The sequence below is a fragment of the Flavobacterium aquiphilum genome, from assembly GCF_027111335.1.
Taxonomy (GTDB): Bacteria; Bacteroidota; Bacteroidia; order Flavobacteriales; family Flavobacteriaceae; genus Flavobacterium; species Flavobacterium aquiphilum.
This window is the reverse complement of the sequence record NZ_CP114288.1, coordinates 2,718,690-2,739,342: the sequence shown is the minus strand read 5'-3', so window position 1 is coordinate 2,739,342 and position 20,653 is coordinate 2,718,690. Positions and strand designations below refer to the sequence as shown.

The 20,653-nt window shown below is 32.8% G+C and carries 25 protein-coding genes; 21 read left to right on the top strand and 4 right to left on the bottom strand.

Annotation, left to right across the window (positions count from 1 at the left end):
- Window positions 1–3 precede the first annotated feature (3 nt).
- On the bottom strand, window positions 4–402 hold the full coding sequence (locus OZP12_RS11335) for a glyoxalase (RefSeq protein ID WP_281225100.1): 399 nt from the start codon (window positions 400–402) through the stop codon (window positions 4–6).
- A 60-nt stretch (window positions 403–462) separates the two neighbouring features.
- Here OZP12_RS11335 and OZP12_RS11330 point away from each other — a divergent pair, with 60 nt between their 5' ends.
- Window positions 463–852 carry an acyl-CoA thioesterase gene (locus OZP12_RS11330; RefSeq protein ID WP_281225099.1) on the top strand — a complete coding sequence of 130 codons (390 nt, stop codon included), beginning with the start codon at window positions 463–465 and terminating at the stop codon, window positions 850–852.
- A 44-nt stretch (window positions 853–896) separates the two neighbouring features.
- Here OZP12_RS11330 and OZP12_RS11325 read toward each other — a convergent pair whose 3' ends face one another.
- Together OZP12_RS11325 and OZP12_RS11320 are read right to left on the bottom strand one after the other, a co-directional pair.
- On the bottom strand, window positions 897–2,156 hold the full coding sequence (locus tag OZP12_RS11325; protein ID WP_281225098.1) for a mechanosensitive ion channel family protein: 1,260 nt from the start codon (window positions 2,154–2,156) through the stop codon (window positions 897–899).
- A 158-nt stretch (window positions 2,157–2,314) separates the two neighbouring features.
- A complete protein-coding gene (locus OZP12_RS11320; protein ID WP_281225097.1) occupies window positions 2,315–2,599 on the bottom strand; it encodes a DUF3817 domain-containing protein in 285 nt (94 codons plus the stop codon).
- Window positions 2,600–2,704: 105 nt separating this feature from the next.
- Between OZP12_RS11320 and OZP12_RS11315 the strand changes: the two genes are divergently transcribed.
- From OZP12_RS11315 to OZP12_RS11225, 19 genes are all read left to right on the top strand, one after another.
- Entirely contained in the window at window positions 2,705–3,232 is a 528-nt protein-coding gene (locus OZP12_RS11315) for a DUF6155 family protein (protein ID WP_281225096.1), read from the top strand.
- Between the two features lie 94 nt (window positions 3,233–3,326).
- A complete protein-coding gene (locus OZP12_RS11310) occupies window positions 3,327–4,865 on the top strand; it encodes a DEAD/DEAH box helicase (protein WP_281225095.1) in 1,539 nt (512 codons plus the stop codon).
- A 157-nt stretch (window positions 4,866–5,022) separates the two neighbouring features.
- Window positions 5,023–6,357 (top strand): DEAD/DEAH box helicase, encoded by a 1,335-nt coding sequence (locus tag OZP12_RS11305; RefSeq protein WP_281225094.1) that lies wholly within the window; start codon window positions 5,023–5,025, stop codon window positions 6,355–6,357.
- A gap of 55 nt (window positions 6,358–6,412) precedes the next feature.
- A complete protein-coding gene (locus OZP12_RS11300) occupies window positions 6,413–7,684 on the top strand; it encodes an NAD(P)/FAD-dependent oxidoreductase (protein ID WP_281225093.1) in 1,272 nt (423 codons plus the stop codon).
- A 174-nt stretch (window positions 7,685–7,858) separates the two neighbouring features.
- Window positions 7,859–8,275, top strand: coding sequence for a hypothetical protein (locus tag OZP12_RS11295; RefSeq protein ID WP_281225092.1), 417 nt, complete (start codon window positions 7,859–7,861; stop codon window positions 8,273–8,275).
- 32 nt (window positions 8,276–8,307) lie between these two features.
- A complete protein-coding gene (locus tag OZP12_RS11290) occupies window positions 8,308–8,766 on the top strand; it encodes an SRPBCC family protein (RefSeq protein WP_281225091.1) in 459 nt (152 codons plus the stop codon).
- Between the two features lie 9 nt (window positions 8,767–8,775).
- Window positions 8,776–9,672: a carbohydrate kinase family protein gene (locus OZP12_RS11285; protein ID WP_281225089.1), complete on the top strand. Its 897-nt coding sequence runs from the start codon at window positions 8,776–8,778 to the stop codon at window positions 9,670–9,672.
- A gap of 494 nt (window positions 9,673–10,166) precedes the next feature.
- Window positions 10,167–10,472 carry a hypothetical protein gene (locus OZP12_RS11280; RefSeq protein ID WP_281225087.1) on the top strand — a complete coding sequence of 102 codons (306 nt, stop codon included), beginning with the start codon at window positions 10,167–10,169 and terminating at the stop codon, window positions 10,470–10,472.
- A gap of 4 nt (window positions 10,473–10,476) precedes the next feature.
- Entirely contained in the window at window positions 10,477–10,653 is a 177-nt protein-coding gene (locus OZP12_RS11275) for a hypothetical protein (protein WP_281225085.1), read from the top strand.
- Window positions 10,654–10,773: 120 nt separating this feature from the next.
- A complete protein-coding gene (locus OZP12_RS11270; protein WP_281225084.1) occupies window positions 10,774–11,907 on the top strand; it encodes a replication initiation factor domain-containing protein in 1,134 nt (377 codons plus the stop codon).
- Window positions 11,907–12,077: a hypothetical protein gene (locus OZP12_RS11265; RefSeq protein ID WP_281225082.1), complete on the top strand. Its 171-nt coding sequence runs from the start codon at window positions 11,907–11,909 to the stop codon at window positions 12,075–12,077. The genes OZP12_RS11270 and OZP12_RS11265 overlap by 1 nt, the downstream gene beginning before the upstream one ends.
- A gap of 122 nt (window positions 12,078–12,199) precedes the next feature.
- Entirely contained in the window at window positions 12,200–12,916 is a 717-nt protein-coding gene (locus OZP12_RS11260) for a hypothetical protein (RefSeq protein ID WP_281225081.1), read from the top strand.
- 33 nt (window positions 12,917–12,949) lie between these two features.
- Window positions 12,950–13,402, top strand: a complete 453-nt coding sequence (locus OZP12_RS11255; protein WP_281225080.1) for a hypothetical protein — start codon at window positions 12,950–12,952, stop codon at window positions 13,400–13,402.
- A 111-nt stretch (window positions 13,403–13,513) separates the two neighbouring features.
- Window positions 13,514–13,972 carry a hypothetical protein gene (locus OZP12_RS11250; protein ID WP_281225079.1) on the top strand — a complete coding sequence of 153 codons (459 nt, stop codon included), beginning with the start codon at window positions 13,514–13,516 and terminating at the stop codon, window positions 13,970–13,972.
- Window positions 13,973–14,073: 101 nt separating this feature from the next.
- The gene (locus OZP12_RS11245) at window positions 14,074–14,241 is read left to right on the top strand and encodes a hypothetical protein (RefSeq protein WP_281225078.1); all 168 of its coding nucleotides are present in this window, start codon (window positions 14,074–14,076) and stop codon (window positions 14,239–14,241) included.
- Window positions 14,234–14,785 (top strand): hypothetical protein, encoded by a 552-nt coding sequence (locus tag OZP12_RS11240; protein ID WP_281225077.1) that lies wholly within the window; start codon window positions 14,234–14,236, stop codon window positions 14,783–14,785. Before OZP12_RS11245 ends, OZP12_RS11240 begins: the two co-directional genes overlap by 8 nt.
- Before the next feature lie 166 nt (window positions 14,786–14,951).
- Window positions 14,952–15,521 (top strand): hypothetical protein, encoded by a 570-nt coding sequence (locus OZP12_RS11235; RefSeq protein ID WP_281225076.1) that lies wholly within the window; start codon window positions 14,952–14,954, stop codon window positions 15,519–15,521.
- Window positions 15,522–15,536: 15 nt separating this feature from the next.
- On the top strand, window positions 15,537–16,904 hold the full coding sequence (locus OZP12_RS11230) for a hypothetical protein (RefSeq protein WP_281225075.1): 1,368 nt from the start codon (window positions 15,537–15,539) through the stop codon (window positions 16,902–16,904).
- 347 nt (window positions 16,905–17,251) lie between these two features.
- Window positions 17,252–17,716, top strand: a complete 465-nt coding sequence (locus tag OZP12_RS11225; protein ID WP_281225074.1) for a hypothetical protein — start codon at window positions 17,252–17,254, stop codon at window positions 17,714–17,716.
- A gap of 335 nt (window positions 17,717–18,051) precedes the next feature.
- Here OZP12_RS11225 and OZP12_RS11220 read toward each other — a convergent pair whose 3' ends face one another.
- Window positions 18,052–18,558 (bottom strand): DUF2911 domain-containing protein, encoded by a 507-nt coding sequence (locus OZP12_RS11220; protein WP_281225073.1) that lies wholly within the window; start codon window positions 18,556–18,558, stop codon window positions 18,052–18,054.
- Between the two features lie 174 nt (window positions 18,559–18,732).
- Here OZP12_RS11220 and OZP12_RS11215 point away from each other — a divergent pair, with 174 nt between their 5' ends.
- On the top strand, window positions 18,733–20,652 hold the full coding sequence (locus OZP12_RS11215; protein ID WP_281225071.1) for a DUF294 nucleotidyltransferase-like domain-containing protein: 1,920 nt from the start codon (window positions 18,733–18,735) through the stop codon (window positions 20,650–20,652).
- Window position 20,653 lies beyond the last annotated feature (1 nt).

Genomic DNA, 20,653 nt, shown 5'->3' with positions numbered 1-20,653 from the left:
TATTTAATTATTATTTTCAAATAACTGAACCTGTCCCTTAAGTCTTTCAATCAGCAAATTCATCATTCTTTTGTTGAGATTAGAAGAATTTTGAATATAAAGCGCATATTCGTCGGTGGTAAACAATGCTATAATCATCCCTTTTAGGGCGTTTCGGAATTTGATGTCTTTTTGGATGGCATTTTCAATAATAGCCAATTTGCTTTCAACCGATTTTGTATAAAAATCCCTTTTGTATTTACTGATGTAATTTAGAAAAGAAGCGATAAACAAATCGTTCTGTAATTTTAAAATTGGTCTAATAACCTCATTTTGAAACAACTCCTCTGAAAGTGACTGAACATTTAATTCTCCCAATGATTCTCCGCGAAGTTCCTTGATTAATTTATCTCTTTGATCCATCTTTTTTTTCTTTAAAAATAGTTAATTAAGTCTTATTTTCGCAGAATAAAATAAAAAATTATGCGATTTCATACAAGAAAATGGGTAAAACCTGAAGACTTAAATCCGAATGGTTCTTTGTTTGGAGGTAAATTGTTGGCTTGGTTAGACGAAGAATTGGCTCTATACTCTATTGTACAATTAGAAAACCCAAGAATTGTAACCAAACACATGTCGGAGATTAATTTTAGGAGCTCTGCAAGACAAGGAGATATAGTTGAAATTGGAATCGATGTGGTGAAATTTGGGCATACTTCGTTAATCTTAAAATGTGAAGCGCGAAATATGATGACCAGAGAAACCATTATTACAATTGACGAAACTGTGATGGTAAACTTAGGAGTAGACGGAAAACCAAAAGCTCACGGAAAAACCGAAATTGAATTTGTAAAAGACAGATTGTCTGAATAAAAAAAGCCACTTTGATTAAAAAATTAAAGTGACTTTTTTAATAGCTATTCGTTAGCTTTTGGCTTATCAGAAGGCGTCGAAAAAATTTCCAAACCAAAATACGGAACTGATGCAATGATATGATCAAATATATCGGCCATGATGTATTCGTAATTCTCAAAACGCTTGTCTTTTGAAAAAGTATAAACTTCAAGCGGAACACCAAAAGGCGTTGATTGCAGTTGACGACAAACCATCGTCATATCACTATTTAAGCCCGGATATTGCTGTAAGTATTGGATAATATATTTTCGGAACAATCCTAAATTAGTGAGGTTTCTTCCATTTATAGCCAAACTTTTATCGACTTTATGACCGAGATTGTAATTATCAATTTCTTTTTTTCGGGTGTCAATATAACCACTCAAAAGTTCAATTTTCTTTAAATCGGCAAGTTCGTGGTCTTCAAGAAACCGGATACTGTTTGATTTTATGATAATGTGTCGTTTAATTCTCCTTCCGTTTGAATTAAGCATTCCCCTCCAGTTTTGAAAAGAGTCCGAACTCAAACTATACGTTGGAATTGTGGTTGTAGTATTGTCAAAATTTCGAACTTTTACTGTAGCCAAATTAATTTCGATAACATCTCCATCAGCGCCATAACGATCCATTGTAATCCAGTCTCCAATTCGCACCATATCGTTTATCGCTACCTGTACACTTGCCACAAAACCCAAAATAGTATCCCTGAAAACCAAGATAATTACTGCCGAAACAGCTCCCAAAATAGTCAACATTTCCTTTTGATCAATATCAAATACTTTCGAAATAATCAGTGCAATTCCAAGCATCCAGAGCACAATCATGATAACCTGAATGAAACTGTCAATTGGTTTATCACTGTACCTCGGAATTAATTTCAAATAATCACGAAGCGAATTGAAAATGGTTCTGATAATCCATAAAATCAGCAAAACAATATAAGTAGCAACAGCTTTACCGAAAAGGTCTTCCCAATATTCAAACTTATCCAAAATCACCGGAACCGACTTGAAAACAAAAAATAGCGGAACCAAATACGAAATGTACTTTGCTGTTTTATTGTTCACCAACAAATCATCAAATCTAGTTTTCGTTCTTTGGGCAACAATAGCCATAAGCGTCACCAATATGAATCGGGAAATCGCATACAAAGCATAAGCTAAAAAACAGAGCAAAATTGTATTGAGTACCAAACTCGTATAAGTCGATAAAGTCCTACTCATTCCCCAATGTCTGAAAATAGGGTAGAGGAAACTAAAAATTGAATGTACCAGTTTGTCCATTTTGATATTTATTAATTGAGATTAACTGCAAACCTGACAAAGAATTAGATTTAAACCGTAGAGATGCACTGCAGTGCATCTTTACAATCGTCAAACAAACGAATATTTAACGTCAAAAAGTTAACCACAGCACAACGGCTTGAGTATTTAAGGCGTGATTAAGCTACTTTCAAATATTTTTTCTCCATGTAAAAAGTCCCGAACGGCAATAAAGAAGCTGCCAATATAAATCCGAAATCTTTGATATTCCAATTTTGGGCATTCTTCAACAAGAAAGCTAAAATAACATAACCAATAAACAGAACACCATGACTCATCCCGATAGGATAAAGTAATGTCTTGTAAAGTTCTAAATTTGTTGGTTTAATAAAAAGCATATTCGAAAATAAAACCAAATAAGAGATCCCCTCCAAAATGGCAGTAACCTTGAAAATTTTAAGCATTTGTAGTTGTTTTTCAATTATTGAGTGGCAAAATTAAGTAATAACATCCATTATTGGCATATTCTATTTCAAAGTAAATTACTTTTGTACTCTTAAATTTTGAGAATGAGTAAACGTGATCTAAAAAAATATTTGAATGAACTTACAAAAGAACAATTGGAGGAACAAATCCTTGAATTGTATGAAAAGTTCAGTCCCGTAAAAGTATATTACAATTTTGTTTTCAATCCGAAGGAGGAAACCCTTTTGCAAGAATGCAAACTCAAAATTTCCCAAGAATATTTTCCGTTGCAAAACAAAAGCAAAAGGAAAAAGCCAAAAATGAGACGGTCAGTTGCCCAAAAATACATCAAGCATTTTATTCTTTTGGGAGTAGATCCATTTATAATTGCCGATGTGATGCTTTATAACATCGAAATTGCCCAAACTTTCTCGGCAGAAAATCCCGTAAAACAGGAATTATTCTATAAAAGCATGTTCAATTCATTCGAACAAGCCAAAAATTTTATCATTTCAAACGGAATTATCGCCGAATTTAAAAAGAGATTACTCGCCATTTGTGAAGAAGCTTCTGATCAAAAATGGGTGAATACCTCTGATTTCAAATCAATTATTGAGCTTTTGGAGGAGTAAAAAAGATTTTAATTAGTATGTTTTTATTTTTTTAAAAAAAATTACCCGAATAACTCTTTTTTAGGCGTATTTTTGCAAAAATCCAAAAATTAGCATGCATCACGAGAGTTTAGAAATTGAAACCGAAGTCAGGAAAGAACTTTACGCTTATCAACAAGGAGACATTGACGCCATTTTTGAGCGTATAGACAATGCTTCTCAAAATCATCATTTATTATATCAATTGCCTACAGGTGGAGGGAAAACTGTGATTTTTTCCGAAATCGTTCGTCGCTATTTGTCAAAACATGACAAAAAAGTGGTGGTTCTAACGCATCGTATTGAGTTGTGCAAACAAACCTCAAAAATGCTTAAAGGATTTGATGTAAAAAACAAAATCATCAACAGCAAAGTAAAAGAACTTCCGGACCAAAACGATTATTCATGTTTTGTGGCCATGGTTGAGACTTTGAAAAACCGTATCAATGACGAAAAATTACATTTAGACAATATCGGTTTGGTGATTATTGACGAAGCACACTACAATTCTTTCAGAAAGTTGCTCAAGTCGTTCAAAAACGCCTTTATACTTGGAGTTACGGCAACTCCTTTGAGTTCAAACATAAAATTGCCAATGCACCAAAGCTATGATGAGTTAATCGTGGGCGACACCATCGCTTCATTAATTAGCAATGGTTTCTTGGCAAAAGCGATTACCTACAGTTATGACGTTGGATTGACTTCATTAAAAGTAGGTATCAACGGAGATTATACCGTAAAATCTTCGGATGATTTATATACCAACATGGCTATGCAGGAAAAATTATTGCATGCCTACACCGAAAAATCATTGGGAAAAAAGACCTTGATTTTCAATAACGGAATCAACACGTCTCTCTATGTATATGACACTTTCAGGGAAGCAGGCTACGCCATTCGCCACCTTGACAACACCAGTAGCAACGAGGAACGTAAAGAAATCCTACATTGGTTCAAACACACTCCGGACGCGATTTTGACTTCTGTCGGAATCTTGACAACCGGTTTTGACGAACCAACTGTAGAAACTATTATTCTGAACAGAGCAACAAAATCTCTGACTCTATATTTCCAAATGATTGGTCGTGGCTCCCGAAAATTGCCGGGTAAAGACGAATTTACAGTTATCGATTTAGGGAATAACGCCGCCCGTTTTGGTTTATGGAGCGATCCTGTAAATTGGCAACATATCTTTAAATCACCAGAATTTTACTTGGAAAACCTACGTGATGACAGCGAAATCGAAATGCATTTCAAATATTCGATGCCAGCAGAGTTACGCGCCAAATTCAGCAAAACTCCCAATGTAGATTTTGATGTCGATGAAGAACACAAACTAGCAATTGCACAAAATTTAAGGTCCAAAGTTGTTTTGGATAAATCCATCGATCAGCACGCCGCTATGTGTGTGGACAATACTGAACTACCGCAGGAGGCCAGGGCTCTTTCAAAAGAATTGGAAGCCGATATCGAATACCGAGTAAAGCGTTTTGCAAAATGCCTTAGCCAATGCAGTAAAAACTACAGAGAATGGCTAATGGACGATTATAAGCAAAAATTAACCCTGTTAATCGGAAAAAAATACCGCGAAAAAGTAATGAACGAACTTGATTAAAGATCATTAATTCGTTCTAATATTTTTTTTCAGAAGCCAATCCGGCTGTACGCTGTATCTGTGTCCCCGAACCCCGGGGACACAGGATGCCGCTTCCATCCGGGCTAAAACAACATTCTGCAGTCAACAGCATTTTACAATCAAAAACAAAAAAATTATGTCAAAACAATTCTCAGATTTAGGAATTTCAAGTGAAATACTAAAAGCAATTACCGAAATGGGAATTGTAACCCCAACCGAAATTCAGCAAAAAACCATTCCGTTGCTATTATCAAATAAAACAGATATGGTGGGACTTGCCAAAACAGGAACGGGAAAGACCGCTGCTTTTGGATTGCCATTATTGCAATTGATTGACACTAAAATTGCCGCTGTACAAGCAGTAATCCTAGCGCCTACAAGAGAATTGGGACAACAAATTTTTGATAATCTTGAAAGTTTTGCCAAATACTCACCTGAAGTTTCAATAGCTGCAGTTTGTGGTGGAATCCCAATCAAACCACAAATTGAACGATTAAAATCACCAACACATATCGTTGTTGCAACGCCGGGTCGTTTGATCGATTTACTGCAACGAAAAGCCGTTAGCCTAAAAGAAACCAAATTCTTCGTGCTTGATGAAGCCGATGAAATGGTTGCTATCCTAAAAGAAGCTTTGGACGAAATCATTGCTGAATTTCCCAAAAACTATAGGACTTTTTTGTTTTCGGCGACTATGCCCGGAACGATTAAACAGTTAGTCCAGAATTACTTGAACAAAAATGTAATTCAGGTAAGTGCAAATATGGAAACAACAGGAAATCAGGAGATTGACCACAATTATATCGTGGTGGAACCAATTGAAAAACTTGATGTTTTAATGCATTTCCTAAATTCCAAAGAAGGAGAACGCGGAATTATTTTTTGCAAAACCAAAGCCGCCGTCAATAAACTTGCCAAAAACCTAGCCATCAACCGTTTTTCTTCAGGAGCATTGCATGGAAGCCTAACGCAAGGAATCCGTGACCGAATCATGGAGCAATTTCGTGAAGGACATATTAATATTTTGGTCGCAACCGATTTGGCCGCTAGGGGAATAGATGTTAAAGAAATATCTTATGTTGTAAATTATCATTTGCCTGATGTTTACGAAACCTACGTTCATCGTAGCGGAAGAACAGCCAGAGCAGGGGCAAAAGGACTCTCTTTAACCGTTTTACAACCCGAAGAAGCACCTGAAATTGCCGATTTTGAAAGAGAATTGGGAATTAAGTTTTTCGAATACAAAAAACCGTCAGCAGTAAGTATCGAAGAAAACAATATGCTTTTATGGGCAAAACAAATCTTCAAAACCAAGCCTAATCATGATTTGGATTCCGAATTAAAATCAAAAATAAAAACGGTTTTTCATCATTTGACCAAAGACGAACTGATAGAAAAATTAATGGCAAATTATATATTGCAAAACAAATCTGAAATAACAGAAAAGCCTGTTAAAAAATTTAAAAACTAATTTTTTGCTCGTAATATAAATTGTATTTTTGAGAGAATAGACAAAAAATCTCAATATGCACATCGTAATCATAGGTGGAGGTTTTGCCGGAATTAATTTGGCAAAAGAACTTACCGACCACAAAGGAATTGAAGTAACGCTTGTTGACAAGAACAATTACAATTTCTTTCCGCCACTAATCTATCAGGTAGCTACGGCTTTTTTAGAACCTTCAAGCATCAGTTATCCTTTCCGTAAGTTTTTTGCAGGAAAAAAGAACCTGCAATTTCGTTTGGGAGAATTGCAAAAAGTGATTCCTTCCGAAAACAAAATTGAGCTCAACAATGGTGATTTGCATTACGACAAATTGGTTTTTGCAACGGGTGCCGAAACGAGTTATTTCGGAATGGAAAATGTCAAGAAAAATGCCATCCCGATGAAAACACTCAATGATGCCATTGAAATGCGCAATGCATTATTGAAAAATCTAGAAAAAGCCACCATTTGCAAAGACATCCACGAACGCAGAAAACATTTAACAATAGTCATTGTTGGAGGCGGGCCAACCGGAGTAGAAGTTTCAGGAATGTTTGCCGAAATGCGCAAAAATATTTTGCTCAAAGAATATCCGGAATTACAAACCTCGGCTAGTAATATTTATTTGGTCGATGGAGGCGATGCTTTATTATCGCCAATGAGCAAGGAATCTCAAGAAGATACCATAAAAGCAATAACTCAACTTGGTGTTATAGTCAAACTTCACACACGAGTTGTCGATTATAAAGACGATACAGTTTATTTTGCCGATGGAAAAACCATTCAAACCAAAAATTTAATTTGGGCTGCGGGAGTTTCGGCAAGAGAGTTTGAAGGAATTCCGGCTGAAAGTTATGGTCGTGGCAAACGAATGGCTACTGATCCATTCAATAAAGTAAACGCCACCGACAATATCTATGCAATTGGTGATACATCTATTCAGTTAAATGATCCTGATTTCCCAAATGGTCATCCGCAAGTGGCGCAGGTTGCTATTCAGCAGGGCGTAAATCTTGCTGAGAACTTTAAACGAATGGTTCAAAACAAACCATTAAAACCGTTTAAATACAATGACAAAGGTTCAATGGCGATTATTGGAAAAAACAAAGCTGTTGTCGATTTACCGAAACCAAAAATGCATTTCAGAGGATTTTTTGCTTGGTTCATTTGGTTGTTTATTCACCTGATGTCCTTAATAACATACCGTAACCGAATCAATACTTTTTACCATTGGATGATTGCTTATTTCTCTAAAGATCAATCGTTGAGAATGATTATTAGGCCTGAGAAACGAACGAAAGCGGAGTCATAAGTTTATCAAATTTTATTCTGTTCTCTTAAAACCAACAATGTATCTTAAAAAACTCAAATCTTTAGAAACAGCAAAAAAACACCATAATTAATTGTTTAACAGGTATTTATTAAAAAATATCCGTAAATTAGTGACTACTTTAAATCAGTTATTAACTACATTAAAAAAGACATTATGAAAAAGTGCATTTTACTATTGAGTTTGATGATTTCTATAGCCTCCGTAGGGCAAACTATTACATCAAAAAATGAAGTCGCAAATGTGGCGCAATATGAATTACTTAAAAAAGTACATGAATATTATCCTGACATTAGTTTAAGTGAAAAGGTGATCAATTTTTATATCGATGACAAAATAATCGACACTAAACAAGAATTTGATATAAAAAATACTGATTTTACTAGTTATAAATTAAGTATCAGTCCCGATAACAAAAGAGTTGTATTTGATTTTGATTCCACTAAAAATGGAAAAATATATGGTGTCATCGTCGTTTTTAAAGGAGAATATGTAAAAACAACTTTCAATGAGAAATCAGGACAATTTGATACAATGGTAAATGGCAAATCAGTTTACATGCAAAAGAAATAGTAAATAATCAATCATAAACCACTTAACAAAAAATGGCATCGGAAATTCTCTCAACAAATCCAGATTGCGAAATTGTAACTATCAGAACTATAAATTTCCCGATAGAGTTGGCTTTCAAAGCATGGACGGATCCGGATCATTTAAAAAATTGGTGGGGACCGAAAGGATTTACTAATACTTTCAACGAATACGATTTGCGTCCGGGCGGAAGATGGAGCTTCATCATGCATGGACCAGATAAAGGAAATTACCCCAATGAAGTCGAATTTATAAAAATCGACAAACCCAATCTTATTTATTGGAAACGCCATTCCAAACCGCTTTTCAGGGTTCTTGCCACATTTGAAGAAGTTGCTGAAAATCAAATAAAAATTATTTTCAAAATGCTTTTTGACACACCTGAAGAATGCAACAAATTAAAAGGATTTGTCATCGATAAAAATGAAGAGAATTTCGATAGACTTGAAGTAGAATTGACCAAAATGGCATAAAAAAATAGAATGGACAGAAAATTAAAAGGCGTTTGTTTCGGAGAAATTCTTTTTGATGTTTTTATCGAACGAAAAAAAATAGGCGGAGCCCCACTGAATGTAGCGTCACGATTAAGTTCTTTGGGTGGTGATATTACCGTGATTAGCGGTGTTGGGAACGATGCTGACGGGAAAATATTGATGGATTATTTGAAAAACCAAAACATCAATACTGAAGCAATTCAGGTAAATAACGGTTATTCGACGGGTTTGGTCAATGTGATTTTGGATGAAAAGGGAAATGCTTCCTATGACATACATTATCCATCGGCTTGGGACAAAATTGAGTTATCGGCTAAAAATATTTCCTTGGTAAAAAATGCCGATTTCTTTGTTTACGGAAGCTTGTCCACAAGGGATTCTGTTTCCGAAAACACCTTGAAACAATTTTTGTCTGTTGCAAATTATAAAGTATTTGATGCCAATTTAAGATCGCCATATTACGATATTGGAAAAATTTTAGATTTGGCTTTTGAAGCCGATTTGCTAAAGTTAAACGATGATGAACTTGACGAAATTTATTTTTATTTAAATGCGGATAAAAAATCTTTAGAACAAAAAATTGAATTTATAGCCCAAAAAACCAATGCCAAAACTGTATGTGTGACTTTAGGGGCTCATGGAGCAATTTTATTTTTTGAAAATAAATTTTATCGCAATTTCGGTTTCAAAGTAAATGTTATGGATACTGTTGGTTCCGGAGATTCTTTTTTGGCTGCGCTAATTATAAATTTACTTGGCAAAAATAATCCGCAATATGCAATTGATTTTTCCTGTGCTGTTGGATCGATTGTGGCACAAAGCGAAGGAGCCAATCCAACAATAACGCAATTGGAAATAAATGAATTATTGTCTATAAATCCTTGATATTCATGATTGACTCGTTTTTGAGCATAATTTTGGATAGTATTTTTTGCACTATAATTTATAGTAAGTAAATTCAAAGTGCTTTTTAAGTAATTGACTACTAAAGTAGTTTGCGTACATAATATTTTTAGTAATTTAAAAATATTATAAATGCAAAAAAACATTACCCCTGATTTAAGGCTGTTACACCAAAAATACAGCTTAGAATGTGAGAAGTTATCAGACTCCGATAAACCCACATTTAAAACCATTCAAAAGAAAATCCAGCCTTTTTGTAAAACTACTCTGTTAAATAACATAGTTTTTACTGTCTGTTTAAAAGGTACAAAAAAAAGAATCAAAATCACAAAAACAAATGAATGCTATGTATTAGGTGTTCATTATTATGACGTTACTGAAACAGGTTCGAATTTTGTACTTAGTATCTCCGCATCGAATTTAAAAGAATTGTTTCATAAGATAAACAATAGGTATAATCTTTTAAATCCTGTAGCATGTTAGAGGTTCTACTTTATATCGTTCCTGACGATTATCAGGAAACTGCTAAAAGGTTTCTTTATTATTTAAAAACCTTACCCGACAAAACTTATAATAAGGATATTCCCGAAATATCCCAGTATAAAGTTCAAATAGTAAAGACTCTTCATACTTTATCTGTTATTAATCATCAGCATTATAAAACTGTTGTAATTACTCATAATTGGAAGCAAATAGAGGAAATAATAAAGCTTCATTTTGAGAAAAAACAACCTCAATTAACTGACGAACAACAACAATTTATTTTAGACTTAAGATTTTAAAATTATGGCTTTACCAATATTATTAAGAGAATTAAAAGAAAGAACCTATTTCCTTTTAAATTCAAATACTTATAGGCTTTTATCTTTTGAAATGGAAGGGGTAAGGTGCGAGGATAAAGACGGAAAATTACATTATTTTTCTTACTTGGAAATAGTTACACTCCCCGAACTTCCGTTTTAAGAGTAATTCACCTGATTTAAAAAACTAGCCGTTAGGTAAAACGGCTATCAACTCACCCGAAAAATTAACACAATGCACCCAAAAACCTTAATATCAATAGATTACCTAATCATTAATTTAATGGGCGAATTATCACCGAAAACGCCTAATAACTCACTAAATTTTGAATTAATAACAGAGCCATTTGGTACAAAAACATTTGCAAATAAAAACATCGTAAAATACAAAGGTGAGCAAATCGGTTTTGTTTTAAGTAACCCTCGTTCAAATATTATTAACGATCGATTAAACCAAATGCAGTTTGAAAATCACATATTTTACTCTAAATCTTTAACCGAAATAAAAAACATTATAAATGAACTTACCGACGTTTACAATCTTGAATTTTTTAGTATTAACCGCCTTGATATTGCTATGGATATTAACGACAAAGACGGTTATTATCGTGATTTATCGAATAAAGTTACTGCGGGAGCGTATAAACTTGCTGGACGTAAAAAATCCTTTTCAGTTTACAATGAACTTGTTAAAGGTGTATGCATTAACAATGGTTTTAGTCTTGGTCAGCGTTCTAGTACTAAATTTCTTCGAGTGTATAATAAAACTTTATCACTTGAAATAAAAGAAAAACAGCACATTTTAGATTTTTATAAAGCGAACGATTTTGAGAATTCTAACGTCTGGCGTTTTGAATTTCAATTAAATGCTTCTTTTTTTACGAATCTAAAAAACTTCGGACATGATAAGGATTTCTTCGATGATAATAAAGAAAAACACGTTTTACCGTTTGAGGATTTAACTTGGGCTATTTTTAATTATGGTGCGCTTGTCAACTTGGTTATTTTGGCACAAAAAAACTTTTTTGAAATAAGGCTAAATACTGGTAAAAGCCAAACCAATAAAGAGGAAATTGTAAATTTTATTATTGACTTCAATTATCTTTTATCTATTGTTTCTAATTATAACCCAACTTTTCTAAGGCTTAAAAAAACACATACTCCAAGTGTGGTCAAGCGGAAACGGCTTGCGAAGGCATTGTTTCGGGAGTATTGCGCCAATTTTCAAAATATTACATATATCGTTGCTCTTAATAGGCTTTTGGATGAAACAAACCCTTTTGACGGCTTGCCGTTGTCTGTATGGTTTATAGAAAAAATGTCTTTTTACTTGGCAGAATTTAAAGAGCTTGAAAAAATGGACATTAAATTTAATTATGATCTATTTAACGAACAACTTGATTTATTTATTGAATAATGGCAAAATCAAATTCAACTCAGAAAATAAATAAAAAAGAACTTTCCGTTCTCCTTGGTGTATCGTATAAAACTGCTCGTAAGGACTATCAAACAATTTTAGATTCTTTGGATTTAAAAAGAAATTATCTTACTGTAAAGGATTTGGAAGTTTACGGAATTATGTCTTAATAAATAGGTAAAAAGCGGTAAAAATAGGTAAAAAGCGGTAAAAATGGGTAAAAAGCGGTAACCCCTTGTTTAATGTTGACAAACCTTTGTACTCGAAATTATTATTAATTAAAAAATAGAGTATGAAAATTACAACTTTAACAGGGGTTACAAAAAGCCCTGAAATTTCAATCACAAAATCAATAGGTTCTTTGATTGTGTCTTCTACTGTTGCGTTGAATGATTTGACAACAGAAAAAATTTCTGTTTATATCGAACGTGCAAACGGTTCAAACGTCAATTTGGCGGTTAAAGTGCCTTTGTTGGATTTTATTTTAGCTTCTACTTATGGTAATGAGGCTGTACAGTCTGATGATGATTGGAACATGATTGCGCTTTGCGAAATTGCTTTAGGTGGTTCGATCTTCTTGCAAGACAAAGAAAGTATTAAAGTGCTGTTTGAGGATTTGAAATCTGATAAAACCTATGAGTTACATGGTGTTGAAGAGCCGTTGAGTACTTCACATCTTTATTTCTTTGAGCAGAAAACAATTGCTTCTGAGGATTTTAACAAGCGTATAGATGTTCAAGGCTTCGACCTTGCGGTAATGACTCGAAAAGCTTCCTTACAGGATATTAGTTACGGATTTGAAAACGGACAGGTTGTAAAATATCTTCCTTTCGAATTACAAACTTTGTCAAGTAATATTGATCCGATAGCTGCCGTAAATTCTACAAGTGTTCAACAAAGGGTTACAACTCGTTTGGCTCTTCCGCTTGTTCACGTTGATACAATTGAGGTAAACAAGGCTCAGGGTGATGTTATCAACTTTGTTGTTAGAAACATTAGAGAGGTTTAAAAATCCTTATTATAAATATCTAAATATATAATTATGGGATTATTTAAAAAGCTTGGTGAAAAAGTAAAAAGGGTAGCTTCTTTAAAAAATGTTGTTGGAATTGTTACAGGGAATTATTTAGGTGTTGCAAAAGACGCTTTGCGTGTTGCAACAACTAATAAGCCTGTAAAGAATCAACCTGCTGAACAGGATACTACTTTTTTTCAACAACCGCCTGTCATTCCTGAGTCTATGGAAAATTATTTGACTGTCAAAGGTGATGAACAAAAACAAAAATTGACTAATAAACTTGCTCAAAAAAAAGAAGTTCAGGATGCTGCTGATCAGGTTACGGGTTTTATGTCTGGAGTGTATTTAAAAGCGCTTTGGTTAAAGTATAAAGCTTGGTTTATTGCTGGTTTCATTGCTCTTGGTGCTTTTCTAGTGTATTGGTTTGGTTTTCGTAATAAAAACCAATCGGGAAGCCGTGCAAGAAGGAGACGATAAATTTAATTACAGGCGTGTTTATTGGTGGTTATTTCTGATTGATACGCTTGTAATTATCTTAAAAAAGTTTACAGAATTGTTAATTAATATTAAACATTTAATCCTAAAATAATGGCAGGATATAAAAAACAAGGTTATAATAACTCGAATAGAAGCTATTCGAATTATAATAGTAATGGCGGTCAAAGTCAAAGTAAGGGCAAAAAATACGAAAGTAAAAGTCATGCTGAAATCCAATTGGTTGAGCCTTCAAGTGGTCAAAAGTTTGAACCTTTTAAAAAGATTTTTGCTTGGAAAACGACCAAAAGATTTGGTTTCATAAGCTTACAAGCTTATAAAAATAAAGATCAGAAAATTTTGTCTGGTGAACCTGTTGCGGATGGTTACGAAAAATGGTACGCTGATGTAAAAACAGGTGTTTCAACACAAAGAGTTTCGTGTCTTTTTAATGTAAGAAAGAAAATTTTGTTTTTCGAATTGGGTACTCAAAAATGTGCTGTTTCACCTACGAAAGGTTATTTTTCATTTCTTACTCCTGATGCAGTAAAAAACAATCGTAATAGACGTTAAATGTTTAAGCGGTTATTAAATAGGCTAATCCCGTTTTTAATTGACGGGATTGTCGAAGCCTTAAAAGAAAAGTTTCATTTAGAGGAAAAAAAGGATAAAGTATGAAAACAGTAAAATCGATTATTACAGTTATTGGGATTGTTGTAAAATATGGTGCTGTCGTTATGGCGGTTATAAAAGGTATCGAGGTTGTCCATTCAGAATTGGAAAAAATCGACTTTGGAGAGGGTAAAAAGGAAGTTGAACCAATTGCAGAAAAAAATGAGTAGTTCTTATTTGGGTCGTAAAGACCTTTCGAGGGGCATTAGAAATAATAATCCGGGTAATTTGGTTTACACTACTAATACTTGGCTTGGAAAAATACCGTATTCTAAAAATACGGATTCAGGTAAAAAGTTTGAGCAGTTTGAAAGTATGTCTTACGGAATTAGGGCAATGCTCCGAAATTTAGTAAACCATATTGATGGTGGTGAAAACACGGTAAGAAAATTAATTACTACTTATGCGCCTCCGTTTGAGAATGATACAGAATTGTATATTAAACAAGTCTGTAATACCATAGGGGTAAAGCCTGATGATGTTATCACGTCTGTAAATTCCGACTTTCTTTTTCTACTTGCAAAAGCTATTGTAAAAAATGAAAATGGACAGGATTCTAAATATGTTAAAGATTCTGACATTAAAGAAGCTATAAAGAATTTGGGAACTTTTAAAACTTCAAATTTGATTGTTGACGTTTCTAAAAATGTAAACCTAGCTTTTTTTCTTGGTGTATTGCTTTTTTGTTATACTGTTTTCGCCGTTTCAGTCTAAAAAAAGGTAAAAGATAAAACTTAAATTATTAATTCTTAAATATTAAATATCATGTGGGAAAAAATTAAAACATTTTATACTGAGCATAAAATTTACTGTAATATTGGTATCGGTCTTGTAGTTGCTTTAATTGGTTGGAAGTTGCTACGTAAAAAACAGTAATAATATGGCTACTCGTATAAGAAGCTTAAAACCCGTAGCAACTACGGGTTTTTTTGAATGGTTAAAGCTAAACTGGTTAATTGTCTGTGCTGTACTTCTTGTTTTCCCTATGTTTTATCGTTGGGTAACAACTTTGTTTGCACAAGTAAAAGCTGGTCAATTAAAAGCTGATACAATTGTAAGTAATGCGCAAAATGGCAAATCAAGTCCCAATATTATTACCCAAAAATCTTTCAATATTTTTAAAAAATACCCGAAAGTTTCACCTTCGGAAATGGAAAGATATAAAGCTGTATGTCAACAGGTTTCTATCGCTTTGGGAACTAACGTTGAGGATAACCATTTTGTTTTTAATACAGATTTGTTTAATGTTTCTGCTTGGTCTGAGGATGAAAACAAAGTTATCAGCCTTTTAAAAACAGTTCCTACAACTTTTCCTATAGTAGAGGATTTGTATTATAATGTCTTCACTCGTAGTCGCAATTTAAAAACCGATTTGTACAAGTATTTATCTGTTTCGGAAATTGCACAATTGAAAAAAGTTTTTGCTAAATATGGTAAAAAGTGGTTGTAAATTAAAATAAAAAAAATGAGAAATTTTATACAATATATAGATTCGTCTTACCGTTTAAAGGTTCAAGAGTGTTCTTTTGAAGATGGACATTATAGGGTTTCAAATATACCTGATAATTTTTTTGTTGTCTCTTTGTTTGTCAATTCTAAAAAAGTGAGCGGTGTTTATTTGCGAAATAATGAAAGTTTGTTTTGCGAAGGGATTCTTAATGATTTGGGTAATATTGACTTAAACATGATTCCTGAAAATGTCTTTTTCGCACCTTTACAGGTTGTTGATTTAATGTATAGTGCTAATAATGATGTTTTGAATTGTGTTTGTAACTGTACTTGTGATTGTGGTTCTTCTGGTGGTGGTGTCGATGCTCCAACAATTTTGTTAAATTCTATGTCAGTTGATTATACAATTTTGGGCTTGGTTGCTAGAGGTAATCTTTCTAATTCATTAGAGGTTCAAAGTTCGTTTCACTCGGATTTTAGTGATATTAATCAATCTTTTTTTATTGATAAAAGTACACAACAATTTAACTATGTTGGTAGGCTTCAAAGTGATGCTTATGTAAGAATTCATGATTCACTTAACAATATGTATTCCAATATTCTTCCTGTACCTGCTTTTGTTCCTGCTTCAATCACGTTGCAAAATTTAAATAATGATTATATTTCATTTGATTTTCAATATTTAGGGTCAAATCGTTCACCACTTTTACAAATACAAATTTTTGATGGTCAAAATTGGAATCCTATTTCAGATACTGACTCTACGACTGGACATTTTGAGATTGCAATAAATCCTAGTGTTACATACCAAAAAGTTAGACTTTTTGACTATATGAATAATAATATTTATTCAAACGAAATTGTTGCTTATGTTCCTGTTCAAGTTCCTGTACTTACAAAGTTTTATTTTGAATCAAATTGGGAAGCTGGTGACACGGTTCATCATCCCGAAGTAAATAGTTGGGTTGATTACATCGACTTAGCAGGTCAGCAACAAAGATTTTTTGCAGGTTCTTTGCAGGATGGGTGTCAATTGCTTGAGGCTGTTTCGATAGTTCATGTTAATGGGTGTCATGAGTGTATCCCTGGCCCAAAATTTACGGTAAGTTACGAAACTTTGGGTTATAACGATATAATGCTTAGTTTTCACTTAAATGATTATTTAAGATCTCTTTTACCAACTCAATTAAATGGTATTGGAGTTACAGCGGATTATTTTGTTAGTATTGGACAACATAGAGTAGTTTCTTATCCTTTGGGTTCTGCAAATGCTGGTGGAAATAGGCAGGGAGGAATTTTAACTGCTGGTACAAATCAATTAAATTGCTCTTTTACTTTTAATGGTGTTACGTATTATTCTAATACTTTAGATATTACACTTTAAAATTTAGGCTATGGCAAATAACACTCCAACGCCTTATAGATGTGTAGTATTTCACAAGGATAAAACTAGGCATCCTATAATTTACCCATTTATGAAAAGTATTTTTTATTTACATAAATTATTGGAGCGTGAAAACTTTGATTATCACTACATAAACATTTACAATCGGAAAACTGGTGTTTATCTTGGTCGGCAGTATTTTGATAAGTTTGTGATTGACAAACCACCTTATTAAATTAAGGTGGTTTCTTTCGTTGTATTTTTAAAAATGGTTTATTATTAATTCTCTGTAGGAAATAACCGCAAAGATATATATATTTACACGTTCTTACTAAACTAATATTTTTATGAAAAAAATTACAATTTTATTTTTGCTTGTTTTTTCTTTTAGTCAGGCTCAAAAAAAACAAACTGTTAACGCTAAACTTAATATTTTTGAAGGTGTTATAGAATTTGAACAGTATGATTTAATAAAAAAAGTTAATCAGTTTTATCCTGAGGTTCTTGTTTCAAAAAATGTTAAGAATGTTTACAAGTCAGGTACTGGAAAAAAAATTGTTCCTACTTTACTTGTTTGTGATTTACCTGAAGGTTACTCTAGATATATTTTGAATATTGGTGATGATAATTTGAATTTGTTGTTTAACTATAAAATGTCTGATGGCAGTATTATGAATGGTATTTATACGCTTATGGGTAATAATGTCTTTAAAACCGAATATTATTTTAAGGCAGATTATAAGATAACTCGTTTTTATAGGAATGGTAAACTTTTATTTTCAGATAGTCCTGAGAATGAAGTTTTAAATTAAAATACTAAGCCTCAAATAATTGAGGCTTTTTTATTGCATAAAAAAATATTTTAAAAACTGTAGGAAATATTAATAAAATGTGTATATATTTGGGTTTAAAATTATGTATGCAGAAAAGCATTTATTTGAACTATAATTTATATTATGTAAAATAGAATTTTTAAATCCCCTAATGCTTAATAAAGTTCTAGTTGCTTCTGACCAGATTTATTTTAAAGAAAACAATCGTAAACTCACTCTACTTTCGATAAATTAATTTTGAAAAATTAGGTTCAGTTATATTCAAAAAAAAATCATCGCTTTTGTGCGATGATTTAAAAACATTTATAAAAAAATTATTTTACGCTAAAACCAATATCCCAATTGTCCCAGCTCAAAACAACATCTTTAGCATTTATTGTGTAAACCAATTTTTCAGTACTTGTTTTAGCCATTTTTGGTTTAACAGTTACTCGCAACTGATCTTCTTTATCATTGTATTTATAAGCTCCCCATTGTTTAGCTTCTTTATTAAAAACAATTACACATTGCTTTTCATTTGGAATTACAAAAAAAGAATATTTACCGGCCGGTAATTTTGAACCTTCAATTGTAAGATCTTTATCAGTTTCAAATGTCGTAGCTTCATTAGCACCGGCTCTCCAAACTTTGTCAAAAGGAACTAATTCGCCCCAAATTTTTCGTCCTCTTACAGAAGGACTTCCATAATTGATTTGGATTGTAGCTCCATTGATTGTTCCTGTTGCTTTTTCAGGTGGACTCTTTGGTTTGTCTTGTGCATTTGCAAATGAAATCGCAAAAACCGACAAAAACATTAATAATGAGTTTTTTAAAATTTTCATAGTTTTATTTATTGATTTAGTATTAAAATTAAATAATTGCTTTTAATACTCTCTTAACTCTTAGTATTTTATGAAAATTTTAACTACCTTGTGATTTATTAAAATTAGTTTTCGGGTGCCTGTTTTTGAAATCTATTTTTATTATTTTTACAGGCATTACTTTAAAACCAACCTATGAATACAATTGCAGAAAATATAGCTGACTTTTTGAAAGAATACCCGCCTTTTGACAACTTAACTTTTCAAGAACTATCAGCAATTGCTACAAATATTCGAGTTTTAAATGTCGAAAAAAACGAAACTTTATTCCAAATAAACGATAAACTACATGATTGTTTTTATGTAGTAGCTTCTGGTATAATTCATTTGTCCGTTATCGCCGATGCTGAAGAAACTTTATTAAACAAATGCCATCCTGGTGATATTCTTGGGTTGAGACCATTTTTTGCCAAAAATAATTACATGATGACGGCAAAAGCCCGTGAAGAAAGTATTATTTATGCCATTCCTATTGCTACTTTTAGACCTTTTGTAGCCAATAATCCTGATGTTTTAAACTTTCTTCTTGAAAGTTTTGCGACCAATACCTGGAACCCAAAAGATAAAGAAAATCCAAGAGGTAAATTAAGTAGCGACAATGTGGTTTATATTGACCAGAAGTCTGAAATGCAATACTTCCAATCACTTACCTACAATAGATCGCCACTTACCGCAACCATAAATGATACTGCCAAAGATGTCGCCTTACGAATGACTGAAAACATGAGTACCAGTGTTATTATTTGTGACAATCAGTTACCTATCGGTATAGTAACACATACTGATTTATGTTCAAAAATAGCAACCGGACTGTTTCCTCTTAGCGTTACTATGAAAGCCATCATGTCTTCACCGGTTGTAACTGTAGTTGAAAATGTCTCATTGGCTGAAGCACAACTTGTGATGCTAAAAAACAGTGTAACCCATTTATGTGTTACTTCAGACGGAACAGATAAATCTCCTGTAAAAGGTGTGATTTCAGAACATGACCTGATTATTGCACAAGCTAATAACCCTGGTGTTTTGATCAAAGAAATAAAAAGATCATCCAGTGCAAAAGATTTAAAACTTATAAGAGACAGATTAACTGAATTAATTCAAAATTCAATTTATAAAAATATTCCGCTTTCTAATATTAACAATATCGCAAGCGAAATAAATTCAGCTATTTTAAAACGAGCGGTAGAATTATCTATTTTGGATTTAGGGTCTCCTCCTGCGCGATTTGCGTGGTTAAGTATCGGAAGTCAAGGACGAAAAGAACAATTATTATTAACCGATCAGGACAGTATATTAATTTTTGAAGATGTAGCTCCTGAAAAATATAGGGACGTAAGAGATTATTTCTTGAAGTTGGCAAAGAGAACAACTGCTACGCTGGAGAAAGTTGGCTACGAATTATGCCCGAATGGTCACATGGCCAGTAATATGCTTTGGTGTAAATCACTGACTGACTGGACAAAACAATACGACAGCTGGATGAATACTCCAGGTGAAAACAGCAATGATCTTAGCAGCATTTTCTTTGATTTGGAACTTGTTTTTGGCGAAAAAAAGATATACGAAACCATAGAAAATGTCATTTTAAAGGATTTGGAACACAACTCTTTATTTTTTGATTTCCTTGGAAACGATGCTTTAAGGAAAAATTCCCCTCTTACCTTTTTCAAAAAATTCGCATTGGAAGAAGAAGAAGGTCCTAATAAAAACAAATTCGACATAAAAACGAGAGCCTTAATGCCTTTAATTGACGGTGCGAGATTATTTGCCTTGCATTTTAAAATAAAAGGGCTTAACAATACTTATCTACGTTTCAAACAATTAGCTATTATTGACTCCAAAAATTCAGATATTTACTTAAATTGCGCTGAAGCATTTTTGGTAATATCTAAATTTAGAGTAAATGAAGGCCTAAAAAATGAAAATTCAGGACAATATATAAACCTGAGTGAACTATCGAAATTAGATAAGGAAAAATTAAAAAATGCCTTAGCCCCAATGAAAGAACTGGAAGAATTAATCAAAAGTAATTTCAAACTAACACAATTTTCTTAAT